Here is a 26,481-nt window from a genome sequence, read left to right as displayed (position 1 = left end):
TCACCAGCCTAGCCCCAGTTGTTTGCGGACCTGAGCCACCGAAAACCCGGGATAGGCCCGGTAGCCGCTGCCGAGCGAAACGTTCGCATTGGCGCGAAGCTGCAGCACCAGTTTGCGCGGAAGCAGGGTCAGATCGTCTTGGACGGGTGATACGGCCCTGTCTCCATTCAAGGCTTCCTGGTCTCTCAGGAAATCGGTGGCGGTGTCCGGCACCTGGTACAGGTCGCGCTCATGCACCCATTGGATGAATGCCTCGACATTCTCCTCGCAAGGGAGCACCTCCTCCCCGCCTTCGACGAGCTCGACCACGGCGTTGAACACGCTGCCGATCGTGGCGATAAAGTCACGAATGTAGTTGGTGAAATCCCCGTCATAGACGGAGAACATGCAAATATTATCGCCGACGATGACGAAGCGCGCGAAGTGCACCGTGCCGACATTGTTCAATCCGGCATATATCGCATCCTTGTTTTGCGCGATCGCCAGCGCGGCTTCCGCTCGTCCGATCGGCGACTTGATCTTGAGCGGCATGATCAGATTCATCATGCACTGAACACCGTCACCGGACTGGAACGACGGGTGGGGACCACCGGGCAAAGGCTTCACCGGTGTCCGTCGCGCCCAGAAAGGCACCAGGGTCCATGACGCCATGCGCTTGAACACGAGGGTCGTGGGCAACCAGTCCACAAAACGATCGAGCAAACCTTCGTCACTGGGCATCGTCCGATCTCCACCTGAAGGGACACCCGCCGCGCATTTTACGCGAGACTTCATAGGCGCCCAGGCGGGCCTCGAGGATGGGATCCCCGGAGACTTCGATGCCGGGCGCGAGACGGCAGGGATTGAAACTGATGCGTTCGCCTGCCGCTTCCTGATCCGCGGGGACCTCGGTGAGCGTAAGGGTACCCATGACCACCCGGATTCGCGTCCCCGGCCAGGGCTTTGTGGGATCGTCGAGCGCATCGCCCGCTTCGCCGATCGTCATCATCAGCAGGAATCGGGCCGGCCATCGCTGCAGGCGTTTCTTGAGCTCCTCGAACAGATATTTGTCGCGCGGCACGGCCGTGGGATCTGTGTTGCGAACGCCTGCGACCGGCTGCCAGGAAAAGCGAACCGGGCGGCGAACTCCATCGGGGGCCGTCACCATGAAGGTGTGGACGGCATGATAGCTCGCGCGGGCATAGCTCACCGGTGCGCCGATCAGACCGATCTGGAATACTCCCAACTGAGCGAACCGGTGCCGATTGGCGTAACGGAGTGCTCCCGCATCGACACTCCTGGTTTCGTTCGGGTAAGGGTTGCGAGGAGGCACCTTGAGCTGCAGGATGTCCCAAAGCTTCAGCCACCAGCGTCGTCTTCGATACGTCTCGAGCTTCGCGACCTTGGCGAACTCGAAAAAGTCCTCGACGTTGCGGACAAAGAATTCGCCGAGCGTCGTGGCGATCAGATCGCTTCCCGTTCCGTCCGAAAGATGGAAGCGGGTCGCCATTCCCCGAACATCGGACCACCCATCATGCTGCTCCGGCCCTCCCAATCCGTTGGAGAATCTCACCGACACGTCGACGGGCTGTCCGTTGAAGTGCTCTGCGATGCAATAGGTGCGCGCCGCATCCGACGCCACGAATTTGCCCCTCACGCCCACACCGATCGTGTGAACCGGCCTCCTCCCGGGGACGGGAGCCGGCAAATTGGCAATGATGGCTTCGACGAGTTGCTTTGCTACTGATGCATCATCGACCATGCCACTCTCCATCATGGACGGACCGCCGAGGCTGCCGTTGATGCACCCCGTGCGCTAGCGTTGTCGATCGAATTCAGCCTGTGCCCTTCGGCAGAAGGTTACATTCGATCGCCGGTCGGACGTGTGATGTGGTTCACAAAATTAGCCGAATGCAGCGCCGCACAATTCGAATCGCATAGCAGGGTTCGACACCCCCGATGGTGCCCGCGCGCACCAGACGTGCCTGAGCCAAGCCGCCGATTTACGAGTACACGGCCTAGCCGTTCGCGAATTCCGGCTGCCAGTCGCGCAGTTTTCGCGCTGCGCCGGTGATGTCCGCGATCGTCGGAAATGATCCTGTTTCCACCATCATCGCCCGCGCGAGGCGCACGGCTCGGGCTTCGCTGATCGCCCGCTTGCGTGGATCCTCGATCAGCTCGAAATCGATGTTATGGGCGAGGCCGAAGATGCGGCGGATGGTCTTTGCGGCGGCAAAGCCGACCGTGTCGGCGAAAAGACGCTGCATGTAGGCTTGCCGCTCGATCTCCAGGCACGCGGCGCCCCTTTCGCCGGCAAAGAGCGAAGCGGGATAGGCATCGCCAGCGGCCTCGGTCCGCCACAGGTCGAGGAATTTGCGCGCGAACTCACTCCAGACCTGCTCAACCGTCTCGAGTATCCAGCCCTCGAAGGCGCGCCGTTCACCCGGCGTACGCTCGTGGCCGGCGGAAGCGAAATAGGCCATCAGCAGATTGGCGAGCACGGCGCCGACGTCGAACCCCATCGGACCGTAGAACGCGAATTCGGGATCGATCACCCGCGTCTCGCGGTCCGTCACCATGATCGAGCCGGTGTGGAGGTCGCCATGGATCAGCGCCTCCGGGCTCGCCATGAACTTCAGCTTCAGCCGCGAGATCGCGACATGCAGGTCCATGTCCTCGCGCAGGCTCGCCGCCGTGGAATCAAGGTAAGGCGTGGTCCAGCGGTTCTGCTCGGCGACGCGATAGGGATCGGTGAAGATCAAGTCCTCAGTGATCTTGCACAGCGCGTGATTGCCGGCGAAGGCGGCGATGCCCTCCTTCTTGTCCGCGGCCGGGAGCGCGAGGTCGGAGCTGAAGAACAGCGTCCGCGCCATGAAGGTGGTGATGTCACTGGCGAAGCGTAGATATTGCGTTGCCACGACCAGCCCCTTGCGCATGATGATGTGGGGCTCCAACAGCTCCATCACCGTCAGCGCCAGCGCCTCGTTGTGATGCAGCAATGCCGGCACGAGGCCTGGTGCGAGCTGGGCCTGCCGCGACAGCGCCAGATATTCGTAATGGGCCCGCGACAGCGGCAGCGGCCAGCTCTCGCCGACGAGGCGGACGTAAGGCAGCGCCTGCTTCACGGCGATGCCGCCGCGCGTGCCCTTCACGATGAAGACGAGGTTAAGATTGCCGTCGCCGACCTCAAGAATCGACCAGGAAGCCGGCTGGCCGCCGAGGGCCGCGGCCAGGTCCGGCAGGCCTGCGAGATAATCCCGCAAGGCCGCCTCATGCAGAATCCGATAGCCCCCTGCCCGCTGCTCGGTCATGACGATCCCATCCCATGCTTGTCATGGCCGGATCGTTACTCCCGCTCCAGGAAGCTCGAGCCGATCTCGGCCTTTCTTTTGATCGGATCGTAATCGCAATAGACGCTGTCCGCCACCAGCGTGTAGCTGGCACTGACGTTGTATTTGTCCGTTTTGACCGAGTTCAGCCCGATGACCGAGGTGCTCTTGCCCCCGTTCCATTTGAACGGCGTCGAGCTCTGCGCCCGCTCGCAAGCCATGACCGCCTCGTTGAAGACGTAGCCCTCGACGAACGCCTTCAACGTCCGGGTCTGCACGGCCGTCTTCCACTCGACATAGCCGATAGCACCGAGCCCTGCGACGATCAGCACCAGAAGCGCAATGACGATCCGCTGAAAAGCCATTTGTCCCCCCAATCAGCGCCGCTTCAAGGAAATTCTAGAACGGCGTTCCCATCAATTTCGACAATCGCTCGATCGACAAATATCCGGCGTGGTAGGCGGCCATGCCGATCGCGAATACAACGGCGGAGATGATCGTGGTCCAGATCAGCTTGCGCCCCATCCGCGCCAGGATCGGCGCCCCGGGATCGGTGCCGGGAGCGCCACCGCCGTCCTCATGCTGGCTGCGCACGCCGAAGGGCAGCGTCAAGAACAGCGCGATCCACCAGATGACAAAGTAGATCGCGAGCGCGGTTGATATCTGGTAGGCCATGGCCCGGCCTTTATGCCTGCTCGATCTCGACGAGCGCCCCGGAAAAATCCTTCGGGTGCAGGAATAGCACCGGCTTGCCGTGGGCGCCGATTTTCGGCACGCCGTCGCCGAGTACCCGCGCGCCCTCCTTCACCAGCAAATCGCGCGAGGCAATGATGTCGACGACCTCGTAGCAGACGTGGTGGATGCCGCCGTCGGCATTGCGCTCGAGGAACTTTGCGATCGGCGAAGCCTCGCCATAGGGCTCGATAAACTCGATCTTGGTGTTGGGCAACGTCACGAAAACGGTGGTCACGCCATGCTCGGGCAAGGCGACGGCCTCCGAGATCCGCGCTCCGAACGCCGCGCCGTAGATCTTGGCCGCCTTGGCGGCATCCTTGGTCGCGATCGCGACATGGTTGAGCCGGCCCAGCATGGTTCTCTCCCTTCGAGCATGATCCGGAAAAGTATGAAGCGGTTTTCCGAAAGGATCATGCTTAAATTAGACTGTCAGCACATGTACCAGACAGGGGGGCTTTTTGCCCCAGTGTTCGTTGATCACCGCCCGCACCGCGCGCCGCACCGACTCAGCCAGAGCATCGGGATCGCGGCGGCGCGACTTGGGCAGGCCTTCGATTGTCGACACGACGGCGTCGAAGACGAGGTCGTCGAAGAGCTCGCCCGCTTTATTCTTCTCGGGGATGCCGACGAGATCAACCTCGGGGTCGTCGGCAAGCTCGCCCTGCTCGGTCATGGCGATGGCGACGAAGGCGCAACCGGAAAACGCCATCCGGCGCCGCTCGACCACCGCACGCGACTTGGAGTCCTCCAGGATCGTCCCATCCTTGTAGAGCCGCCCCGCCGGCACCTCGCCGACGATGCCGGGGTCGCCGGGACCGAGCTTCACCAGATCGCCGTTGCGGCAGACCAGCACGCGGGGCACGCCGGCGGCGCGGGCGAGCTTGGCGTGCTCGTGCAGATGCAGGGCCTCGCCATGGACGGGGACCAGGAGCTTCGGCTTGGTCCAGGCGATCAGGTCACGCAACTCGTCGCGACGGGGATGGCCGGAGACGTGAACCAGATGGTCGCGATCGGTGATGATTTCGACGCCCTGCAGGACCAGGTTGTTGACGATCGAGCCGACCGCCTTCTCGTTGCCGGGAATGGTGCGCGAGGAGAAGATCACGCTGTCGCCGCGGTTGAGCGTGATCTCGGGGTGGTCGTCATTGGCGATACGCGCCAGCGCCGCGCGGGGTTCGCCCTGGCTGCCGGTGCACAGCGCCAGCACCTTGTCCTGCGGGAGATGGCCGTAGACCTCCGGCGAGCGGAAATTCTGCACGCCGTCGAGATAGCCGGTCTCGCGCGCGACCTGCACCACACGGTCCATGGCGCGGCCGACCACGACGACCTCGCGGTCGGCGGCCTTCGCCGCATCGGCCACGGCCTTGATGCGCGCGACGTTGGAGGCGAACGTCGTCACGGCGACGCGGCCCTTGGCGGCCTTGACCAGCTCGATGATGGTCTTGGCGACCTCGGCTTCCGAGGGCGAGCGGCCGTCGCGCACCGCATTGGTGGAATCGCCGATCAGGGCAAGCACCCCCTCTTCGCCCAGCTCGCGCAGCCGCCGCTCGTCCGTGGGGCGACCGATGATCGGGGTCGGGTCGATCTTCCAGTCGCCGGTGTGCAGCACCGTGCCGGCTTCGGTGTGGATCGCCAGCGCGTGCGATTCCGGGATCGAGTGCGCGACTGGGATGAACTCGACGTTGAATGGGCCGATGTCGACGCGGCCGCCGGACGGCACCACGGTCACCGGGATTTTGGGCGGATTGCGCTCGGCCGCGCATTTGGCCTCGAACAGCGCCGCGCTGAACTGCGTCGCGTAGATCGGGCATTGCAGCTTCGGCCAGAGATCGATGATCGCGCCGAAATGGTCCTCATGGGCATGGGTCAGGACCAGGCCCATCAGGTTCTTGCGCTCCTTCTCCAGGAAGCTGACGTCAGGCATGATCAGGTCGATGCCCGGCAGGTGCTCCTCGTCGCCGAAGGACACGCCGAGATCGATCGCGAGCCAGGCACGCTGGTGGCGGTTGCCAAGCCCGTAGATCGACAGGTTCATGCCGATCTCGCCGACGCCGCCGAGCGGCGCAAATACGAGTTCGTCGGGCCTCGCCATCAGGCAGCTCCCACGGAGGCGGCCGCGCCGAAGAACACCTCGCCCGCGGCCACGGGCACGCGCCGGCCCTCCGCGGTGCGAACGATCAGGCAGCCGGTATCGTCGATCGTGTCAAAGACGCCTTCGAGCGTCATCGTTCCCGTGTGGATCGCGACCTTCTCGCCGAGGCCGGCGGCGCGCTCCAGCCAAAGGCGGCGGATCTCGGCAAAGCCGCGACCATTGTCCCAGATGTCGCGGAACTCCACCCAGGCGTCCGACAGCGCGGCGAACAGTTCCTCAGCGCTGATCTGCACGCCGAGCGCGGCCAGGGACACCGCCGGGGTGGGTGTGCCCTCGGGCGCAGCAACCACGTTGGTGCCGATGCCGACGACCACTGCGAGGCGGTCGCCGACGGCTTCGGCCTCAAGGCCAATGCCGACGAGCTTCCTGCCGCCGGCGAGTACGTCGTTCGGCCATTTCAGGGCGTAGCGGGGCCGGTCCGGGCCAAGGCGCAGCGCGGCCTCAACGCTGACCTTCTCCAGCGCCGCCTCCTCCGCCAGCCCGGCCGCAAAGCCCAGCGTCGCGGCCACGGCAGGCGCGACGTCCATGACCTCGAGGATGCTGGCCGCCAGATTGCCGCGCGGCGCGATCCAGGCGCGCTGGCGCCGGCCGCGTCCCGCCGTCTGCTCGGAGGTCACGAACCAGATCGGGCCGCGCTCGCCGGCGCGGGCGCGTTCCAGCGCCTCGGTATTGGTCGAGCCAATCTGATCGAAGGCTGCGAGCCGGTAGCCCGCGGACGATGCGCGAGGACCGAGCGCGAACCCCATCCTAGAACAGCGACTTTGCCGCTGCGGAGGCCACGCTCACCACCGGGCCCGCGAACAGCGCAAACAGGATGTTGAACAGGCCCGCGACCGCCAGAACCGTCCGCACCTCGACGCGCACCGGATCGACCTGGCCGGCCGGTTCGTCGAAATACATCGTCTTGACGATGGCGAGATAGTAGTAGGCGCCCACCACGCTGGTCAGCACGCCGATGACCGCGAGCGTGAACAGGTTGGCCTTGATCGCAGCGACGAAGACGTACCACTTGGCGAAGAAGCCGGCGAGCGGCGGAACGCCGGCGAGCGAGAACAGCAGCATCGCGAAGAAGAAGGCAAGCAGCGGATTGGTCCGCGACAGGCCGGCGAAATCGCTGATCTGCTCGACCGCCTGGCCGTTGCGCTTCATGGCAAGGATGACCGAGAACGCGCCGAGCGTCATGGTCACATAGATCACGATGTACATCAGCACGCCCTGCGCACCCTCGACGGTGCCGGAGGCAAGCCCGACCAGGGCAAAGCCCATATGGCCGATCGAGGAATAGGCCATCAGGCGCTTGATGTTGCTCTGGCCGATCGCTGCGAAGGCGCCGAGCGCCATCGAGGCGATCGCCACGAATACCAGGATCTGCTGCCACTGCGGCACGATGCCGGGGAATGCGGTCAGCGTCGCGCGGGTGAAGACGGCGAGTGCGGCAACCTTCGGCGCAGAGGCGAAGAAGGCCGTGACCGGCGTCGGCGCGCCCTCATAGACGTCGGGCGTCCACATGTGGAACGGCACCACCGAGATCTTGAAACAGAGGCCGGCAAGCAGGAAGACGAGGCCGAACACCAGGCCGACATTCGCTGATGTCGCGGCGGTAGCGATGCCGGTGAAGCTGACCGTGCCGGTGAAGCCGTAGATCAGCGAAGCGCCGTACAGCAGCATGCCCGAGGACAGCGCGCCCAGCACGAAATACTTCAGGCCTGCCTCGTTCGACTTGGCATTGTCCCGGTTCGAGGTCGCAACGACATAGAGCGCGAGCGACATCAGCTCGAGGCCGAGATAGAGCGAGATCAGGTCGCCGGCCGAGATCAGCACCATCATGCCGAGGGTCGAGAGCAGCACCAGGATCGAATATTCGAAGATGCGGCGCGACGGGTCATACAGGAACTCCGTCGACAGGATCAGCGTCACAGCCGAGCCGATAAGCGCCAGGATCTTCATGAAGCGCGCGAAATCATCGACGATGAAGCTGCCGCCGAAGGTCACGTGCTTGCCTGCCGGCTGCAAATATTCGAGCACGCCGACCACGATCAGGAGCAGGACCGCAAGCACGTTGATCGCCCTGGTCGTCCCCTGGCCGCGATAAGCGCCCAGCATCAAGAGCGCCATGCTGCCGACCGCGAGCACGAGCTCGGGCACGACCGGCGCCAGTTGATATCCTGCAGTCTCAAAGCTCATGGCGATATCCTGACCTGCCCGCTCACTGGAGCAGTGCGGCGGCCTTCACGGCCGTCACCGCGGTGTTGTAATTGTTGACGAGTTGCTGGACCGAGGCGGCCGACATGTCGAGCACCGGCTTCGGATAGACGCCGAACAGGATCGTCAGCGCGATCAGCGGGAACAGCGTCAGGCACTCCCGGAAGGTGAGGTCCTTGATGGTCATCAGCGATGGCTTCACCAAGGATCCGAACACGACCTTGCGGTACAGCCAGAGCGCATAGCACGCCGACAGGATGACGCCGGTCGTGGCGAAGAACGCGCTCGGGATCGAGGTCTTGAAGGTGCCGAGCAGCGTCATGAACTCGCCGACGAAGCCTGAGGTGCCGGGCAGACCGACATTAGCCATGGTGAAGACCATAAAGGTCATGGCGTAGAGCGGCATCCGGTTGACGAGGCCGCCATAGGCCGCGATCTCGCGGGTGTGCATGCGGTCGTAGACGATGCCGACGCAAAGGAACAGCGCGCCGGAGACGATGCCGTGCGAGACCATCTGGAACACGCCGCCGGCGACGCCCTGCAGGGTGCCGGCGAAGATGCCCATGGTGACGAAGCCCATATGCGCGACCGAAGAGTACGCGATCAGCTTCTTCATGTCCTCCTGCATCATCGCAACCAGCGAGGTGTAGATGATGGCGATGGTCGAGAGCGCGAAGATCAGCGGCGCAAAGTCGTGCGAGGCCAGCGGGAACATCGGCAGCGAGAAGCGCAGGAAGCCGTAGCCGCCCATCTTCAGAAGGATCGCCGCCAGGATCACCGAGCCGGCGGTCGGCGCTTCGACGTGCGCGTCGGGCAGCCAGGTGTGCACCGGCCACATCGGCATCTTCACCGCGAAGGAGGCGAAGAAGGCGAGCCACGCCCAGGTCTGCAAGCTGCGCGGCACGGCCGTGTGCATCAGGGTCGGAATGTCGGTGGTGTTGCCGTTCCAGTACAGCGCCATGATGGCGAGCAGCATCAGCACCGAGCCGAGCAGCGTGTAGAGGAAGAACTTGAAGGACGCATAAACCCGGCGCGGGCCGCCCCAGACGCCGATGATCAGGAACATCGGGATCAGGCCGCCCTCGAAGAACAGGTAGAACAGCACGAGGTCGAGCGCCGCGAAGGTGCCGACCATCAGCGTTTCCAGGATCAGGAACGCCATCATGTATTCGCGGACCCGGCTCGTGACCTTCCAGCTCGCGATGATGCAGAAGGGCATCAAGGCGGTGGTCAGGATCACGAAGGGCAGCGAGATGCCGTCCACGCCCATGTGATAGGTGATGCCGGTGGCGAGCCAGTTCGCCTTCTCGACGAACTGGAAGTCGGCGGTCGAGGGATCGAAGCGCGCCACCAGGATAAGCGACACCGCGAAGGTGATCAGCGTGGTCCACAGCGCGATCCAGCGCGAGTTGCGCTGCGCCGCCTCGTCGTCGCCGCGGCTGAGATAGACGATCAGCGTCCCGACCAGCGGCAGGAAGGTGGTGACGGAAAGGATGGGCCAGGTTGTCATTTACTGGCCTCCAAAGCCGAACATGAACCAGGTGATCAGGCCGGCGACGCCGATCAGCATTGCGAATGCGTAGTGATAGAGATAGCCGGTCTGGATCTTCACGACGTTGCGGGTGACGTCCAGCACGCGCGCCGAGACGCCGTCGGGGCCGAAGCCGTCGATGATGAAGCCATCGCCCTTCTTCCAGAGCTGGTAGCCGATCCACTTCGCCGGCCGGACGAAGATGACCTCGTAGAGCTCGTCGAAGTACCATTTGTTGAGCAGGAACTGGTACAGCATCGGCTGGGTCTTCGCCAGTTCGACCGGCAGATATGGCCGGCGGATGTAGAACAGGTACGACACCAGGAAGCCCAGCACCATCATCACCGTCGGCAGGAAGGCGATGCTCTCGGGGATGTGGTGCATCTCCTCGATGATATGCGGGTTCATCTTCACGGACTCGCGGAAGAACTCCTCGATGCCGTGGCCGGCGAACAGCTCCTTGAACGGGAAGCCCGCGACGATCGAGCCGACGGCGAGCACACCGATCGGAACCAGCATCCAGATCGGGCTCTCATGAGCCGCCTCGTAGTGATGCTCGTCATGCGGCTCACCGTGGAACGTCTTGAAGACGAGGCGCCAGGAGTAGAACGAGGTCAGGGCTGCCGCGATGACCGTCATCAGGAAGCCGTACACCGCGAACGGATTGTGCGAGGCGTAGGCGGACTCGATGATCGCGTCCTTGGAGAAGTAGCCGGCGGTGAGCGGGAAGCCGGTCAGCGCCAGGGTGCCGACCACCATCACTGCATAGGTGTAGGGGATCTTCTTCCACAGGCCGCCCATGTTGCGGATGTCCTGCTCGTGGTGCATCGCATAGATCACCGAGCCGGAGCCCAAGAACAGCAGCGCCTTGAAGAAGGCGTGGGTGAACAGGTGGAACATGCCGACCGAATAGGCCCCTGCACCCATCGCCACGAACATGTAGCCGAGCTGGGAGCAGGTCGAATAGGCGACGATCCGCTTGATGTCGTTCTGGACGAGGCCGACGGTCGCGGCGAAGAACGCCGTCGTCGCGCCGAAGAACATCACGACGGCCTGCGCGTCCGGCGCGAGCTCGAACAGCGGCGACAGGCGCGCCACCATGAACACGCCGGCGGTGACCATGGTTGCGGCATGGATCAGCGCCGAGACCGGGGTCGGGCCTTCCATCGCATCCGGCAACCAGGTGTGCAGCAGGAACTGCGCCGACTTGCCCATCGCGCCCATGAACAGCAACAGGCAGGTCAAGGTCAGCGCGTCGGCGTGCCAGCCGAGGAAGTTGATGGTCTTGCCCGTGAGGCCGGGCGCGGCATGGAAGATCGTCTCGAAATCGGTCGAGCCGGCCAGCATGAAGATCGCGAAGATGCCGAGCGCGAAGCCGAAATCGCCGACGCGGTTGACCACGAAGGCCTTGATCGCCGCCGCGTTCGCCGACGGCCTCTGGTACCAGAAGCCGATCAGGAGGTAGCTCGCCAGACCCACGCCTTCCCAGCCGAAGAAGAGCTGCACGAGGTTGTCGGCCGTCACCAGCATCAGCATGGCGAAGGTGAACAGCGAGAGATAGCCGAAGAAGCGCGGCCGGTTCGGGTCCTCGTCCATGTAGCCGATGGAATAGAGGTGCACGAGCGAGGACACCGTGTTGACCACGACCAGCATCACGGCCGTGAGCGTGTCGACGCGCAGCGTCCAGTAGACCTGGAGGTCGCCGGAGAAGATCCACGGCAGAAGCTGGATCCGCGCGTCGTGGTGCAGGAAGCCGACGTCGACCAGCGTGAACCAGGACAGCGCCGCCGACACGAACAGGAGCCCCGTCGTGATCAGCTCGGCCGCGCGCGAGCCTGCCGCCGCGGGCTCGTGGTCGTGATGGCCCGGCTCGTCATGGCTTTCGTGAATAACGCCTCCCACCTCCTCGATGGAGGCAGCGGAAACATGACCGTTATTCGCGCCATTACCATGCGCGTCGTCGTGATGCTCGACCGTGTCGCCGCTGGGGTTGCGCCCATGCGCGCCGACCAACGAGATCAGGCCAGCCAGAATGGCGCCCAGCAGAGGCAGAAAGACAATTGCCTGAACCATGACTGAGCTCAGCCCTTCATCAGATTGACGTCCTCAACCGCGATCGAGCCGCGGTTGCGGAAATAGACCACCAGGATGGCGAGACCGATCGCGGCTTCAGCGGCCGCTACCGTCAGCACCAGAAGCGCGAAGACTTGGCCGACGATGTCGCCGAGGAAGGTCGAGAACGCCACCAGGTTGATGTTGACCGAGAGCAGGATCAGCTCGATCGACATCAGGATGACGATGATGTTCTTGCGGTTCAGGAAGATGCCGAGGATCCCGAGCGTGAACAGGATCGCGCCGACCGCGAGGTAATGTCCGAGGCCGATCGTCATTTCACCCACTCCGCCGCGTCGGTATCGGACAGCCCCTGCCCCGACGCCACCTTGCGCAGCGCCATCGCCATCTCGGGCGTGCGCGCGTTCTGAACGTTGATGTCCTGCCGCTTCACGGAAGCCTTGTGCCGCAGCGTCAGCACGATGGCGCCGATCATCGCGACCAGCAGCACCATGCCGGCGAGCTGGAAGTAATGGATGTACTTCGTATAGAGCACGAGACCCAGCGCCTCGGTGTTCGAGACGTTGGTCGGGATCGCCGCGGTGATCGTCTTGGCGACGCCAGGATTGATCACCCAGAAGCCGACGGTGAGCAGCAGCTCGAACAGAAAGATGCCACCGATCACGAGGCCGACCGGCAAATACTCGATGAAGCCCTCGCGCAGCTCGATGAAGTCGACGTCGAGCATCATGATCACGAACAGGAACAGCACCGCGACCGCGCCGACATAGACCACGATCAGGATCATGGCCAGGAACTCGGCGCCCATCAGCACGAACAGGCCCGAGGCGTTGACGAAGGCCAGGATCAGGTACAGCACGGAGTGCACGGGATTGCGCGAGACAATCACCATCACCGCCGAGGCGACGCAGACGCCGGCGAACAGATAAAAGAACAGTGCGGGAAGGATCATGCCCTCACCTCACCGGTACGGCGCGTCGAGCTCGATCGCCTTGGCGATCTCGCGTTCCCAGCGGTCGCCATTGGCGAGCAGCTTGGCCTTGTCATAATAGAGCTCCTCGCGGGTCTCGGTCGCGAACTCGAAGTTCGGGCCCTCGACGATGGCGTCGACCGGACAGGCCTCCTGGCAGAGGCCACAATAGATACACTTCACCATGTCGATGTCGTAGCGCACGGTGCGGCGGGTGCCGTCGTTGCGGCGCGGGCCGGCCTCGATGGTGATGGCCTGCGCGGGGCACACCGCCTCGCACAGCTTGCAGGCGATGCAGCGCTCTTCGCCGTTGGGATAGCGGCGCAGCGCGTGCTCGCCGCGGAAACGCGGCGAGATCGGGTTCTTCTCGAAGGGATAGTTGATGGTCGGCTTCGGCTGGAAGAAGTAGCGCATGGCGAGGAAGAACGCCGAGACGAATTCCGACAGCAGAAGCGAGCGTGCAGTGGCGTTGACGTTGATACCCATGACGGCCCTCACTTCGGCGCGATGCCGGCGAAATGCAGCACGCCGGCCACCACGACCACCATCACGAGCGACAGCGGCAGGAACACCTTCCAGCCGAGACGCATCAGTTGATCGTAGCGGTAGCGCGGCACGATCGCCTTCGCCATCGCGAACAGAAAGAACATGAAGAACAGTTTCAGCGAGAACCAGATGATCCCCGGCACCCAGTTGAAGGGCGGCAGGTCGACCGGCGGCAGCCAGCCTCCCAGGAACAGGATGGTCGCCAACGCGCACATGGTGACGATGGCGACATACTCGCCGAGCATGAACAGCAGATACGGCGTCGAGCCGTATTCGACCATGAAGCCGGCGACGAGCTCGGACTCGGCTTCGACGAGGTCGAACGGCGGACGGTTGGTTTCCGCCAGCGCCGAGACGTAGAACACCACGAACATCGGGAACAGCGGCCACACATACCAGTTCAGTATGGTGAGCTGCGGCAGCCCGATCAGGCTGGCAAGCCCGCGCGCATGCTGCGCCTCGACCACGGCCGACAGGTTCAGCGTGCCGGCGCAGAGCAGCACCGTGATGATGACGAAGCCGATCGAGACCTCATAGGACACCATCTGCGCCGCCGAGCGCAGCGCGGCCAGGAACGGATACTTCGAGTTCGACGACCAGCCGGCCATGATGATGCCGTAGATCGACAGCGAAGAGATCGCGAAGATGAAGAGGACGCCGACATTGATGTCGGAGATCACCCAGCCGAGATTGGTCGGGATCACCGCCCAGGCCGCGAGCGCGAGCACGCAGGAGACCAGCGGCGCCAGCAGGAATACGCCCTTGTTGGCGCCGGCCGGGATGATCGGCTCCTTGAGCACGAACTTCAGCAGGTCGGCGAAGGACTGGAACAGGCCCCAGGGCCCGACCACGTTGGGACCGCGCCGGATCTGCACCGCCGCCCAGATCTTGCGGTCGGCGAGCAGGATGTAGGCGATCGCGACCAGGAGCACGACGAGCACCAGCACGCTCTCCGCGACCATGATGATCAACGGCCAGAGGAAACCGGTCCAGAATGCGCTTTCGAAGAATTCCATCAGATCACGCTCACTCCGCTGCGGTCAGCATCTGCCCGGAGGCAAGCCGCGAGCACTCAGCCATCACGGCCGATGCACGCGCGATTGGATTGGTCAGGTAGAAGTCCTCGATCAGAGGCTTGAACGGTGCCTTCTCCGGCGTGCCGCCCTTGCCCGCGAGCTTCTTGACCTGGTCGGCCGTGCCCGCCTCGATCTGATCGAGACGGATCAGATGCGGTACGGCCTTGAAGATCGCCTGGCGCAGGCCTGCGAGCGAGTCATAGGCGAGCTTCTTGCCGAGCGCTTCCGACAGCGCGCGGATGATCGCCCAGTCCTCGCGGGCCTCGCCCGGCGGGAACGCGGCGCGGCCGGTCATCTGCACGCGCCCTTCGGTGTTGACGTAGATCGCGGACTTCTCGGTATAGGCAGCCGCCGGCAGGATCACGTCGGCGCGATGCGCGCCGCGGTCGCCATGGGTGCCGATATAGACGACGAAGGTGCCGTCCGGTGCCTTGATCTCGTCGGCGCCAAGCAGGAACAACAGATCCAGCGTGCCGAACGTCGTCATCTGTGCCGCGTTCAGCTCGCCGCTGGCGGCCGCAAAGCCGATGTCGAGCGCGCCGACGCGCGAGGCGCTCTCATGCAGCACGCCAAAGCCGTTCCAGCCGTCCTTCACCGCGCCGACGTCGAGCGCCAGCTTAGCGGCGGCGGCGAGGATGGCCGCGCCGTCATGGCGCGCGGCAGCCCCGGCGCCGACCAGAATGATCGGGTTCTTGGCGTTCTTCAGCACGTCCATGAAGGAGTGCTTGCCGGCCGCGAGCTCGCTGAGCGTCTCGGTGCCCGCGCCGAGATGATCGTAGTCATAGGTGAGATCGGCCTTGGCGCCGATCACGCCGATCTTGAAGCCACCGGCACGCCAGCGCTTGCGGATGCGCGCGTTGAACACGGCCGCTTCCTTGCGCGGATTGGCGCCGATGATCAGCAGCGCATCGGCCTGCTCGACGCCCGCGAGCGTCGGATTGAACATATAGGCGCCGCGGCCGAGCGCGGGATCGAAGGCGTCGCCGCCCTGCACCGCGAGATTGCCCGAGCCGTATTTGGCGAGCAGGTCCTTCAGCGCGAACATCTCTTCGACGCCGGCGAGATCGCCCGCGATCGCGCCGATCCGCTTGCCGTCGGTGCGGGCCGCCTTGGCCGCGATCGCCGCAAAGGCTTCCGTCCAGCTCGCCGCACGCAGCTTGCCGCCTTCACGGATATAGGGCCGGTCGAGCCGCTGGGTGCGCAGGCCGTCGACGACGTGGCGGGTCTTGTCCGAGATCCACTCCTCGTTCACGGCCTCGTTGATGCGCGGCAGCACGCGCATCACCTCGCGGCCGCGGGTGTCGACGCGGATCGCCGAGCCGAGACCGTCCATCACGTCGATCGACTGGGTCTTGCCGAGCTCCCAGGGCCGCGCCGCGAAGGCATAGGGCTTCGAGGTCAGCGCACCGACCGGGCAGATGTCGACGAGATTGCCTTGTAATTCCGAGGTCAGCGCATGCTCGAGATAGGTCGTGATCTCCATGTCCTCGCCGCGGCCGGTCGCGCCCATCTCGGGGGCGCCGGCGACTTCCGCCGAGAAGCGGACGCAGCGCGTGCACTGGATGCAGCGGTTCATCGAGGTCTTGACCAGCGCGCCGAGATACTTGTCCTCGACCGCGCGCTTGTTCTCGGCGAAGCGGCTGGTGTCGACACCATAGCCCATCGCCTGGTCCTGCAGGTCGCACTCGCCGCCCTGGTCGCAGATCGGGCAGTCCAGCGGATGGTTGATCAGCAGGAACTCCATCACGCCTTCGCGCGCCTTCTTCACCATCGGCGAACGCGTGGAGATTTCCGGCGGCTCGCCCTTGGGACCCGGACGGCAGTCGCGCACGCCCCAGGCGCAGCTCGCGACCGGCTTCGGGCCGCCCTTCACTTCGACGAGGCACATCCGGCAATTGCCGGCGATCGACAGCCGCTCGTGGTAGCAGAAGCGCGGAATCTCGGCGCCGGCGGCCTCGCACGCCTGGAGCAGCGTGTACTCCGGCGGGACATCGATCTCTTTGCCGTCGATGATGAGCTTGGTCATTCTTCCTACTCCGCCGCGACCATGTTCTCGGGATCGCGGACGCCGGCATCGTCGATGTCGGCCTTGTGCGAATACTGGTCGATGCGCGCTTCGATCTCATGACGGAAGTGCGCGATCAGGCCCTGGATCGGCCAGGCGGCTGCGTCGCCGAGCGCGCAGATGGTGTGGCCTTCGACCTGCTTGGTGACTTCCAGCAGCATGTCGATCTCGCGCTTGTGGGCACGGCCCTCGGCCATGCGGGTCAAGACGCGCCACATCCAGCCCGTGCCCTCGCGGCACGGCGTGCACTGGCCGCAGCTCTCGTGCTTGTAGAAATAGGAGATGCGGGCAATCGCCCGGATCAGGTCGGTCGACTTGTCCATCACGATCACGGCCGCGGTGCCGAGGCCCGAGCGCAGCTTGCTCAGGCTGTCGAAATCCATCGGCGTGTCGATGATCTGCTCCGCCGGCACCATGCGCACCGAGGAGCCGCCGGGGATCACCGCCTTCAGATTGTCCCAGCCGCCGCGGATGCCGCCGCAATGCTTCTCGATCAGCTCACGGAACGGAATGCCCATCGCCTCTTCGACGTTGCAGGGCCGTTCGACGTGGCCGGAGATGCAGAACAGCTTGGTGCCGACATTGTTCGGACGGCCGATGTTGGCGAACCAGGCTGCGCCACGCCGCAGGATATCCGGCGCGACCGCAATCGACTCGACGTTGTTGACGGTGGTCGGGCAGCCGAACAGGCCGACATTGGCCGGGAACGGCGGCTTCAGGCGCGGCTGGCCCTTCTTGCCTTCGAGGCTTTCGAGCAGCGCGGTCTCTTCGCCGCAGATATAGGCGCCGGCGCCATGCGCGACATAAAGGTCGAACGGCCAGCCGTTGACGTTGTCCTTGCCGATCAGCTTGGCCTCATAGGCCTGATCGATCGCGGCCTGGAGACGCTCGCGCTCGCGGATGAACTCACCGCGGACGTAGATGTAGCAGGTGTGGGCGTTCATCGCGAAGCTCGCGAGCAGACAGCCCTCGACCAGCAGATGCGGATCGTGCCGCATGATCTCGCGGTCCTTGCAGGTGCCGGGCTCGGACTCGTCGGCGTTGACGACGAGATAGCTCGGCCGGCCGTCGGTCGATTCCTTCGGCATGAACGACCATTTCAGGCCGGTCGGGAAGCCCGCCCCGCCGCGGCCGCGCAGGCCGGAGGCCTTCATCTCGTTGATGATCCAGTCGCGGCCCTTGTCGATGATGGCCTTGGTGCCATCCCAGGCGCCGCGGCGACGCGCGCCCTCGAGCCCCCAATCGTGGAGGCCGTAGAGGTTCTTGAAGATGCGGTCCTTGTCCTCGAGCATTTCAGTGCTTTCCGATCAACGGTTGGCCTGCTTGTAGGCAAGCCCGGCGGCGCAGACCGCGAAGGTCAGCGCCCAGAGCAGACTGGCTTCCAGCGTCGCGTTCAGCGCGAACCGCTGGAGCAGGAAGATGAATGCGGCCGCGACGGCGGCGTGCATGGCAACGTAGCCCCACTTCTTCACGGCGCCGCTCCCTCCGATCGCTTGCGTCATGAGATCACGCATCAGGTGGTCTCCTTCAGCGTGGTTGGCCCGGTGATGGGCGCGGAGAACTGGCGGCCATTCTGCGGGCCGGGCTTGGGCGGATTGCCCGAGGCGAAGCCGTCGAGCACCTTGCCGAAGCTGTCCTTGGTCAGGTCCTCATAGGTGTCCTTGCCGATCAGCACCATCGGCGCGTTCACGCAGGCACCGAGGCACTCCACCTCCTCCCAACTAAAATTGCCGTCCTTGGAGAGATGGAAGGGCTCGTGATGGATGCGGCTCTCGCAGACGTGGATCAGATCCTCCGCACCGCGCAAGCGGCACGGCGTGGTGCCGCAAACCTGGACGTGGGCCTTCTTGCCGACGGGGGCGAGCTGGAACATCGTGTAGAATGTCGCAACCTCGAGCACGCGGATGTAGGGCATGTCGAGCATGTCGGCGATCACGCGGATCGCGGCTTCCGACACCCAGCCCTCGTTCTGCTCCTGCGCGCGCCAGAGGATCGCGATGACAGCGGACGCCTGGCGATCGGCCGGATATTTCGCGATCTGCTGCTTGGCGAACGCAAGGTTCTCCTCCGTGAACGCAAAGCTCGCGGGCTGGACTTCCTTGGGCGCTAATCGGCGGACGGACATCTCTTCAATCTCTCACTGCATGCGGCGCGCGGTGTTCGCATTCAGGGCATCGATCCTGTCCTGCCAGAATGCGCTTGCGGTGCCGAAAACGTTGTAGCCGACGTGGGTGGACACCTTGATGCGGTCGAGGATCGACAGCTCGGTCACGGTCTCCAGCCGGCTGCTGCGCGGATCGAACACGATCAGCTTCAGCGGGGTCTCCTCGAGGATGTAGCGCGACACCGCATGCGAGCGGTCACTGCCGTGCTCCTCGCACATGATGACGCTGTCGGCCTGGAGCAGCCGGGCGCCGCCCTTGATCGCCTCGATCTCGACCCCCTCGACGTCGAGCTTGATCAGATATTTGCCGCTGGATGCAACCTTGCCGTCGTCGATGAGATTGTCGAGGGCGATGACCGGCACCTCCTCGCCGCCTCCCGAAAGCTCGCCAGCGATGCTGAACTTCTCGTGCTTGGTGCCGGACAGCCGCGCCGTGCCGCGCGAGGCGCCGATCGCCACACGCATGCATTCGAAGCGATGGCCGTTCACTGCCGCGTTGTTGGAGAGCTTGGCGAAATTGTCCGAGGACGGCTCGATCGCCACCACCTTGTGCGCGCCGAACGGCGCGCTCGAGACCAGCACCGACCAGTAGCCGTAGTTGGCGCCGCAATCGATCAGCGTGTAGTCGACGTCGGCGGAATTGGCGAACAGCAACTCCAGCTCGTCCTCGTAATTGTAGGAGCGATTGAGCAGCTTGCTCCAATAGCCGTCGCCATAGGGAAATTCGAACACCGCGTCGGGGTTGAGCTTGATCGCGATGTTGCGCTCGGCCAGCGCCTTGCGCAGCAGATTGGCGCAGGCGATGTAGCCCATATGCGAGAAGTGCGACGAGATCTTCGATCCCGTCACCAGCGCCAAGGCAGCCGTCCGCTCCCACAGGTTGGCCCCTTCAAGGGCCCCCGAGGCGCGGTCAAACTGAATTGGCGCCTGCGCCGTCACCGATCGACCTCTCCGAACACGATGTCGAGCGAGCCGAGGATCGCCGAGACGTCGGCGAGCAGATGGCCCCGGCAGATGTGATCCATGGACTGGAGATGGGCAAAGCCCGGCGCGCGGATCTTGCACTTGTACGGCTTGTTGCTGCCGTCGGAGACCAGATAGACGCCGAACTCGCCCTTCGGCGCCTCGACCGCGGCATAGACCTCACCGGCGGGCACGCGGGCGCCCTCGGTGTAGAGCTTGAAGTGGTGGATCAGCGCCTCCATCGAGCGCTTCATCTCGCCGCGACGCGGCGGGAACACCTTGTTGTCGGCGACGGCGACCGGGCCCTGCCCGTCAGCAGCCCTCAGCTTCTCGATGCACTGCTTCATGATGCGCACGGACTGGCGCATCTCTTCCATGCGGATCAGATAGCGGTCGTAGCAGTCGCCGTTCTTGCCGATCGGAATGTCGAAATCCATCTCGGCGTAGCACTCATAAGGCTGCGACTTGCGCAGATCCCAGGCCGCGCCGGAGCCGCGGACCATCACGCCCGAAAAGCCCCACTCCCAGGCTTCCTTCAACGGCACCACGCCGATGTCGACGTTGCGCTGCTTGAAGATGCGGTTGGCGGTGAGCAGGCGATCGAGGTCGTCGACCACCTTCAGGAACGGATCGCACCAGGCGTCGATGTCGTCGATCAGCTTCGGCGGCAGGTCCTGATGCACGCCGCCGACGCGGAAGAAGGCCGCGTGCATGCGGCTGCCCGAGGCGCGCTCGTAGAACACCATCAGCTTCTCGCGCTCTTCAAAGCCCCACAGCGGCGGGGTGAGCGCGCCGACGTCCATCGCCTGCGTGGTGACGTTGAGCAGATGCGACAGGATGCGGCCGATCTCACAATAGAGTACGCGGATGAGCTGGCCGCGGCGCGGCACCTCGATGCCGAGCAGCTTCTCGGCGGCGAGGCAGAAGGCGTGCTCCTGGTTCATCGGCGCGACGTAGTCGAGCCGGTCGAAGTAAGGAATCGCTTGGAGATAGGTCTTCTGCTCGATCAGCTTCTCGGTGCCGCGGTGAAGCAGGCCGATATGCGGGTCGACACGCGCGACGACCTCACCATCCAATTCGAGCACAAGGCGCAGAACGCCGTGCGCTGCCGGATGCTGCGGACCAAAATTGATCGTGAAGTTGCGGAGATTTTCCGGTTGTTCATTCATGATCAGACCTTCGGCCCCGCCTTTTCATCGCCCGGCAGCGGATAGTCCGCCCCTTCCCACGGCGAGAGGAAATCGAACTTGCGGAATTCCTGGTTGAGCCGGACCGGCTCGTACACCACCCGCTTCTCCTGGTCGTCGTAGCGGACCTCGACGAAGCCGGTGAGCGGGAAATCCTTGCGCAGCGGGTGACCCTCGAAACCGTAATCGGTGAGGATGCGGCGCATGTCGGGATGGCCGACGAAAAACACGCCATAGAGGTCGTAGGCCTCGCGCTCGAACCAGTCGGCGCCGGGAAATACGTCGATCAGCGACGGCACCTGCGTGGTCTCGTCGGCCTGAGCCTTGAGGCGGATGCGCGTGTTCAGTGTCGGCGACATCAGATGATAGACGACGTCAAAACGCTTCTCGCGCTCCGGATAATCGACCGCCGTCACGTCGGTGAAGTTGACGAAACGGCAGTTCGGATCGTCGCGGAGGTACTTGACCACCTCGACGATCTTGCTGACCTCGACCTCCACCGTGAGCTGGTTGAAGGCCACCGAGTGAGCGGTGGCGGCGCCCGGAAGCGCGCTAACGATCGTTTGCCCAAGGGCCTCGAGCTTGCCGTCGTCCATGACGTAAAACCTTAGCGTTCAATGGTGCCGGTGCGCCGGATCTTTTTCTGCAGCAGCAGCACGCCGTAGAGCAGCGCTTCCGCCGTCGGCGGGCAGCCCGGCACGTAGATGTCGATCGGCACGATGCGGTCACAGCCGCGCACGACCGAGTACGAATAGTGGTAGTAGCCGCCGCCGTTGGCGCAGGAACCCATCGAGATGACGTAACGCGGCTCGGGCATCTGGTCGTAGACCTTGCGCAGCGCCGGGGCCATCTTGTTGGTGAGCGTACCAGCCACGATCATCACGTCGGACTGGCGCGGCGAAGCACGCGGCGCAAAGCCGAAGCGCTCGACGTCGTAGCGCGGCATCGAGACTTGCATCATCTCAACCGCGCAGCAGGCAAGACCGAAGGTCATCCACATCAGGGAACCCGTGCGGGCCCAGGTAACCAGGTCGTCGGCCGCGGCCACGAAGAAGCCCTTGTCGGACAGCTCGTGATTGACCTCGAGGAAGAACGGGTCATTGGCGCCGACCGGCTTGCCGGTCGACGGATCCAAAATGCCCTTTGGCGCCGGTGCGACCACCGGACCCAAGGACTGCGTGGGAGGGTTCAATCCCATTCCAGGGCCCCTTTCTTCCATTCATAGGCAAATCCCACCGTGAGCACGGCGAGGAAAACCACCATCGACCAGAAGCCGGTGGCACCGAGCTTCCCGAACGCCACCGCCCAGGGGAACAGGAACGCCACCTCGAGGTCGAAGATGATGAAGAGGATGGCGACCAGATAGAAGCGGACGTCGAACTTCATTCGCGCGTCGTCGAAGGCGTTGAAGCCGCACTCATACGCCGACAGTTTCTCGGGATCCGGCTGCTGGAACGCGACAATGAACGGCGCGATCAGCAGCACGAGGCCGATGAGGCCTGCTACCCCTATAAAGACGACGAGTGGAAGATAGTTCTGCAAAATGCCGCTCATTGGCGAGCCCTTGTTCCCGCGGCCTCGGGACAGCCACGGATTCGTCCGATTTGGAATTATTCTGAGCCTTAGCGCAGTGCACCAATGGGCGCAAGACACGCTGTTTTTAGGCCCTTTACCGCTCCCCGGACGGTGGAAATCCCGGAATCGCCCCGCGTTGGTATGGAGCAGATCGGCCAGCCCAGCAAGGGTGGTCACGATCCAGCAGAGTGGCAGCCCGTGCACAGCTCCAGGCGCTCGTCAGCCGCGTGTCGTCTGCCCGAAATGCCCGGTTTTTCTGGTGCGGCGGCGCGCCCACGCCCACGCGGTGACCAACACGGGAGCTCCCACCGTCACCCAGGCGACATATTGGCCAAACCCAGCCCATAGCAGCGCACTCAGGAGGCCGATGAAGGTCGCCGCCGCCAGCAGGATCGGTGCACCAAAGACACGTATCCACAGGCGCGGACGGTTGATCGAGCCATGCATCACGTCGGGACCGGGGCTCGTTTGGCGAATGCATTAGCGCGGGCGGACGTCCGTCTCCGCCGCCGGGCCAGCCAAAGATAGAGACCGCTGCCGATCACGACAATCGTCAGCACGTCGAGCGCAGCCCAGATCAGCTTGAGCGGCATGCCGCCGTAGTCGCCGAAATGCAGCGGCTGGGAGATCAGGAGCGCCTGGAGGTACATCGGCAGCGCCCGGCTGTCTGCGACCTCTCCCGTTTCACCGTCGAGCAGGACCGGCTTCAGGAGCCGTGAGGTGAGCGGCGTATCCCCGCGCATGAAGGCGGCAAAATGGTGCGTGGAGGTGAATGGCGTCCCTGGAAAGGCGATGAAGGCGATCTCCATGCCCGGGGCAGCCTGCCTTGCGCCTGCGACAACCTTGTCGAGCGAGGCAAGATGCGAAGGCGGCGGCTTGCCGGCATAGGGCGCGACCATGCTGGCGAGCTCGGTGGCCTTCCATTGATTCAGCATCAATTCCGCCCAGGTGTTGACGACACCGGTCAGCCCCACCACCAGCGCCCAGGCCACCGTGACGACCCCGATCAGATTGTGCCAATCGAGCCAGACGACACGGCGGGAGGCGCTGTCGCGGATGGTGGCAAAGCGAAAGCGGCGGGTGAACGGCCAGTACAGCACAACGCCGGAGACGATAGCCACTGAGAACAACAGGCCCATCGCTCCCAGAAACAGCTTTCCGGCCTGGCCGGCGAACATGTCCGTGTGCAGCTTCAGCACGATCAGCATCGGGCCGACGCCGACCGGCCCGAGCAATTTCGTCGACACGGCATCGAAGGCGCGCACGGTGGCATTGTCCGGAGCGCCGTCGGGGGCGCTGTTGGTGAAGGCCATCACGATCCCGGGCTGATCCTTGTCCCAGGAGATATATTGCAGCACCCGGCTAGGGTCGGCAGCGAGCGCGGCGTCGGCGATGCTTTGGGGCGTCGCACGCGCCGCGCTCGCGTGAGCTTCGGGCTGGGGGGCATAGCCCAGGAGCTCATCGATCTCGTGATGGAAGACCAGCGGCAGGCCCGTCACGCAGAGCAGCAGCAGGAACACGGTCGAGACCAGGCTGGTCCAGGTGTGGACCACGGACCAGAGCCTGATCGTGCGCGCTTTCACCTCGGACTCCCCTCGCCTGCCGTTACCACTTGTAGGAGACGCTCGCGGTGACGCGCCGGCGGTCGCCATAGAAGCAGGACGTATCCGATGCGCAGCTCGCGACGTAGATCTTGTCCGTCACGTTGATCACGTTGAGTGCCGTGCGCCAGTTCTGCCATTCGTAGTGGATCGCGAGATCGCCGAGCACGACGGCGGGAACCTCCAGCGTGTTGGCGGCATCGGCCCACGACGAGCCGACATAGCGCACACCGCCGCCGAAGCCGAATCCCGCAAGCGGGCCATCCTTGAAGGTGTAGTCCGCCCAGCCCGACGCCAGCATCTGGGGCGTGTTGGTCGGCGTCTTGCCGACAAGTGTCGGATCGAGGTCCTTGCTGGTGAACAGATGATAGGACGTGAAGGCGCCGACCAGCTTCAGCTCACGTGTGACATTGGCCACCGCTTCGAGCTCGATACCGCGCGAGGTCACCTCGCCGGTCTGGGTTTGCAAGATCGGAACACTGCCCGGCAGCGTCGTCGGCACATTTTGACGGACAAGATCGAACGCCGAGACCGTGAAATAGCCGTCGAATCCCTTGGGCGCGACCTTCAGACCGACTTCTGCCTGCTTGCCGGTCTCCGGCAGGAACAACTGGTTCTGGGCATTGAGGCCGATGATCGGGTTAAAGCTCGTCGCATAGGCCACGTAGGGCGCGATGCCGTTGTCGAAATTGTAGATCAGCCCGGCGCGCCCGCTGAACGTGCTGTCATCGCGACTGCTGACGATGGCGCCGGTGTCACGGGCGGCTTGCGTCGTCTCGACCCAGTCATTGCGGCCGCTCAGCACCAGTGTGAAGTTGCCCAGCTTCATCTGATCCTGAAGATAGGTGCCGGCCTGCTTCTGCGTGATGAGGAAGTTTCGGAACGGAGCGGGTAGTGGAACCTCGCTCAACCCATAGACGGGGTTGAAGACGTTGATCGAGGGCACTCCGAACCCGAAGGCCTGATAGTCGTCGATCTGATAACCCTTCAGGTCGACTCCGAACAGCATCGTGTGCTGCACCGGACCGGTGTTGATGCGGTACTCGAGCTGGTTGTCGAGATCGGCCTGGTTGGCGGTGTCCTTCGCGTACCAATTGTAGCGGCCGAGAGTGGCCGTGTTGATATCGGCCCAACCGTTGCCGACGTAACCGCGATAGGTGATGTCGACATGCGCAAAGCGAGCATTCTGCCGGAACGTCAGGTCGTCGGTGAGATTGCGCTCGAACTGGTAGCCGAGCATCTCCTGCTCGCGCGTGAACTTGTCGACGTTGGGATCACCGACGAAGAAGCTGGTCGGGATCTTACCGAACGGGGCGTTGGTCACCGTGCCCCGGTAAGGCAAGAAGTTGATGCCGCGGGTGTCCTGCCTCGAGGCCGATGCCAGCACCGTGAAGGTCGTGTCGGCATCCGGCTTCCAGGTGACCGACGGTGCAATGAAGTAGTTGTTGTCCGGCGTGAAGTTGACCTGCGTGGCGCCGTTCTGGACCTCGCCGACGACGCGGTAGAATAGCTTGCCGTTCTCGGGGCTGGTCGCGACCGGCCCGCCCACATCGAAGCCGACATAGGCATTGCCGAAATTGTTGACGCCGGTTTCAATGTAGCGGATCGGCTCGGCCGGCGGCATCTTGCTGATGACGTTGACGATGCCGCTCGGGCTCGATCCGCCATAGAGCACTGCCGACGGACCACGCAGCACTTCGACACGCTCCATGTTGAAGGGCTGCAGCTTCCAGCTCGCATAGGACGTATAGAATAGCTGCATGCCGTCGAGGAACAGCCCGACGTCATCCGACTTGAAGCCGCGGATTAGCCACCAATCGTTGCGCGTGTCGGCGCCGAAGGTTCCGGCGCGCACGCCGGCGGTGTAACGCAGCACCTCGTCGAGCTTGTTCGGCTTCTGGTCGCGGATCTGCTCCGCGCCGATGACCGACACCGACTGCGGCGTCTCCATGATCGGCGTGTCGGTCTTGGTGCCGGACGAGCTGCGGCCCGCGACGTAGCCGTGCACCGGGCCGCGCGCGGTCTCGACGAATCCGACGCTCCGCTGCGGCTGGGGCTTTGGGTTGCTGACGGTCCGCACCGAACGCTGTGCGCGGCGCGGAGCGGCCGTCGCCGTGCGGCGGCGCGCTTCCGGTGCCGCAACCGTCACCGGCGGCAGATTCTGTGCGCCGGTCTGCGTGGAAGATTGTGAGAATGATGCTTGCGGAGCCAAGACCCAAGCGGATGCGGTCGCCAACACGGCCGACCGCAGCATACGAAGACTGTTCAACGCGCCACCCCAAACTGCGTAGTTCATTCCTCATGCCGTCAGCCCCACGACGACATGCGTTGTG

Annotated in this window: 27 protein-coding genes; all 27 read right to left on the bottom strand. The window is 64.1% G+C overall.

The genetic code is table 11. From position 1 onward, the window contains the following. On the bottom strand, nt 1–720 hold the full coding sequence (locus MTX21_RS04285; RefSeq protein ID WP_280970670.1) for a hypothetical protein: 720 nt from the start codon (nt 718–720) through the stop codon (nt 1–3). Next, the gene (locus tag MTX21_RS04280; RefSeq protein WP_280970669.1) at nt 710–1,741 is read right to left on the bottom strand and encodes a catalase; all 1,032 of its coding nucleotides are present in this window, start codon (nt 1,739–1,741) and stop codon (nt 710–712) included. The genes MTX21_RS04285 and MTX21_RS04280 overlap by 11 nt, the downstream gene beginning before the upstream one ends. Before the next feature lie 256 nt (nt 1,742–1,997). Next, a complete protein-coding gene (gene mtnK, locus MTX21_RS04275) occupies nt 1,998–3,290 on the bottom strand; it encodes an S-methyl-5-thioribose kinase (RefSeq protein WP_280970668.1) in 1,293 nt (430 codons plus the stop codon). A gap of 35 nt (nt 3,291–3,325) precedes the next feature. Then, nucleotides 3,326–3,673: a hypothetical protein gene (locus MTX21_RS04270; protein WP_280970667.1), complete on the bottom strand. Its 348-nt coding sequence runs from the start codon at nt 3,671–3,673 to the stop codon at nt 3,326–3,328. Between the two features lie 34 nt (nt 3,674–3,707). Continuing rightward, nucleotides 3,708–3,983 carry a DUF1467 family protein gene (locus MTX21_RS04265; RefSeq protein WP_280970666.1) on the bottom strand — a complete coding sequence of 92 codons (276 nt, stop codon included), beginning with the start codon at nt 3,981–3,983 and terminating at the stop codon, nt 3,708–3,710. A gap of 10 nt (nt 3,984–3,993) precedes the next feature. Continuing rightward, complete coding sequence (gene mce, locus MTX21_RS04260; RefSeq protein ID WP_280970665.1) at nt 3,994–4,398, bottom strand: methylmalonyl-CoA epimerase; 405 nt, start codon at nt 4,396–4,398, stop codon at nt 3,994–3,996. 66 nt (nt 4,399–4,464) lie between these two features. After that, nucleotides 4,465–6,135, bottom strand: a complete 1,671-nt coding sequence (locus tag MTX21_RS04255) for a ribonuclease J (RefSeq protein ID WP_280970664.1) — start codon at nt 6,133–6,135, stop codon at nt 4,465–4,467. Beyond that, nucleotides 6,135–6,941 carry a biotin--[acetyl-CoA-carboxylase] ligase gene (locus tag MTX21_RS04250; protein ID WP_280970663.1) on the bottom strand — a complete coding sequence of 269 codons (807 nt, stop codon included), beginning with the start codon at nt 6,939–6,941 and terminating at the stop codon, nt 6,135–6,137. Before MTX21_RS04250 ends, MTX21_RS04255 begins: the two co-directional genes overlap by 1 nt. A 1-nt stretch (nt 6,942) precedes the next feature. Next, complete coding sequence (gene nuoN / locus MTX21_RS04245) at nt 6,943–8,379, bottom strand: NADH-quinone oxidoreductase subunit NuoN (protein ID WP_280970662.1); 1,437 nt, start codon at nt 8,377–8,379, stop codon at nt 6,943–6,945. 22 nt (nt 8,380–8,401) lie between these two features. Further along, nucleotides 8,402–9,907: an NADH-quinone oxidoreductase subunit M gene (locus MTX21_RS04240; RefSeq protein ID WP_280970661.1), complete on the bottom strand. Its 1,506-nt coding sequence runs from the start codon at nt 9,905–9,907 to the stop codon at nt 8,402–8,404. Next, entirely contained in the window at nt 9,908–12,001 is a 2,094-nt protein-coding gene (nuoL, locus tag MTX21_RS04235) for an NADH-quinone oxidoreductase subunit L (RefSeq protein ID WP_280970660.1), read from the bottom strand. An 8-nt stretch (nt 12,002–12,009) separates the two neighbouring features. Next, the gene (gene nuoK, locus MTX21_RS04230) at nt 12,010–12,318 is read right to left on the bottom strand and encodes an NADH-quinone oxidoreductase subunit NuoK (RefSeq protein WP_008547737.1); all 309 of its coding nucleotides are present in this window, start codon (nt 12,316–12,318) and stop codon (nt 12,010–12,012) included. Continuing rightward, nucleotides 12,315–12,953 carry an NADH-quinone oxidoreductase subunit J gene (locus tag MTX21_RS04225; RefSeq protein ID WP_280970659.1) on the bottom strand — a complete coding sequence of 213 codons (639 nt, stop codon included), beginning with the start codon at nt 12,951–12,953 and terminating at the stop codon, nt 12,315–12,317. The genes nuoK and MTX21_RS04225 overlap by 4 nt, the downstream gene beginning before the upstream one ends. A 9-nt stretch (nt 12,954–12,962) precedes the next feature. Beyond that, nucleotides 12,963–13,451, bottom strand: coding sequence for an NADH-quinone oxidoreductase subunit NuoI (gene nuoI, locus MTX21_RS04220; protein WP_100232766.1), 489 nt, complete (start codon nt 13,449–13,451; stop codon nt 12,963–12,965). Between the two features lie 14 nt (nt 13,452–13,465). Further along, the gene (nuoH, locus tag MTX21_RS04215) at nt 13,466–14,533 is read right to left on the bottom strand and encodes an NADH-quinone oxidoreductase subunit NuoH (RefSeq protein ID WP_145928006.1); all 1,068 of its coding nucleotides are present in this window, start codon (nt 14,531–14,533) and stop codon (nt 13,466–13,468) included. Between the two features lie 10 nt (nt 14,534–14,543). Next, nucleotides 14,544–16,619 carry an NADH-quinone oxidoreductase subunit NuoG gene (nuoG, locus tag MTX21_RS04210; RefSeq protein ID WP_280970658.1) on the bottom strand — a complete coding sequence of 692 codons (2,076 nt, stop codon included), beginning with the start codon at nt 16,617–16,619 and terminating at the stop codon, nt 14,544–14,546. 5 nt (nt 16,620–16,624) lie between these two features. After that, a complete protein-coding gene (nuoF, locus tag MTX21_RS04205) occupies nt 16,625–17,950 on the bottom strand; it encodes an NADH-quinone oxidoreductase subunit NuoF (protein WP_280970657.1) in 1,326 nt (441 codons plus the stop codon). 15 nt (nt 17,951–17,965) lie between these two features. Beyond that, entirely contained in the window at nt 17,966–18,172 is a 207-nt protein-coding gene (locus tag MTX21_RS04200) for a hypothetical protein (protein WP_280970656.1), read from the bottom strand. Beyond that, a complete protein-coding gene (nuoE, locus tag MTX21_RS04195; protein ID WP_280970655.1) occupies nt 18,172–18,783 on the bottom strand; it encodes an NADH-quinone oxidoreductase subunit NuoE in 612 nt (203 codons plus the stop codon). Before nuoE ends, MTX21_RS04200 begins: the two co-directional genes overlap by 1 nt. A gap of 12 nt (nt 18,784–18,795) precedes the next feature. Beyond that, nucleotides 18,796–19,761 (bottom strand): FkbM family methyltransferase, encoded by a 966-nt coding sequence (locus MTX21_RS04190; RefSeq protein WP_280970654.1) that lies wholly within the window; start codon nt 19,759–19,761, stop codon nt 18,796–18,798. Then, the gene (locus tag MTX21_RS04185; protein WP_280970653.1) at nt 19,758–20,954 is read right to left on the bottom strand and encodes an NADH-quinone oxidoreductase subunit D; all 1,197 of its coding nucleotides are present in this window, start codon (nt 20,952–20,954) and stop codon (nt 19,758–19,760) included. Before MTX21_RS04185 ends, MTX21_RS04190 begins: the two co-directional genes overlap by 4 nt. A 2-nt stretch (nt 20,955–20,956) precedes the next feature. Further along, complete coding sequence (locus MTX21_RS04180; protein ID WP_280970652.1) at nt 20,957–21,568, bottom strand: NADH-quinone oxidoreductase subunit C; 612 nt, start codon at nt 21,566–21,568, stop codon at nt 20,957–20,959. 11 nt (nt 21,569–21,579) lie between these two features. After that, the gene (locus MTX21_RS04175) at nt 21,580–22,164 is read right to left on the bottom strand and encodes an NADH-quinone oxidoreductase subunit B (protein WP_280970964.1); all 585 of its coding nucleotides are present in this window, start codon (nt 22,162–22,164) and stop codon (nt 21,580–21,582) included. After that, nucleotides 22,161–22,526 (bottom strand): NADH-quinone oxidoreductase subunit A, encoded by a 366-nt coding sequence (locus MTX21_RS04170; RefSeq protein WP_008136158.1) that lies wholly within the window; start codon nt 22,524–22,526, stop codon nt 22,161–22,163. Before MTX21_RS04170 ends, MTX21_RS04175 begins: the two co-directional genes overlap by 4 nt. 240 nt (nt 22,527–22,766) lie before the next feature. Next, on the bottom strand, nt 22,767–22,994 hold the full coding sequence (locus MTX21_RS04165; RefSeq protein ID WP_280970651.1) for a hypothetical protein: 228 nt from the start codon (nt 22,992–22,994) through the stop codon (nt 22,767–22,769). Continuing rightward, entirely contained in the window at nt 22,994–24,130 is a 1,137-nt protein-coding gene (locus MTX21_RS04160) for a PepSY-associated TM helix domain-containing protein (RefSeq protein WP_280970650.1), read from the bottom strand. The genes MTX21_RS04165 and MTX21_RS04160 overlap by 1 nt, the downstream gene beginning before the upstream one ends. Before the next feature lie 22 nt (nt 24,131–24,152). Next, a complete protein-coding gene (locus MTX21_RS04155) occupies nt 24,153–26,402 on the bottom strand; it encodes a TonB-dependent siderophore receptor (RefSeq protein WP_280970963.1) in 2,250 nt (749 codons plus the stop codon). Nucleotides 26,403–26,481: the final 79 nt, after the last annotated feature.

Origin of the sequence: Bradyrhizobium sp. ISRA430 (genome assembly GCF_029909975.1) — a bacterium.
Lineage (GTDB): Bacteria > Pseudomonadota > Alphaproteobacteria > Rhizobiales > Xanthobacteraceae > Bradyrhizobium.
This window is presented reverse-complemented; position numbering and strand designations above follow the sequence as displayed.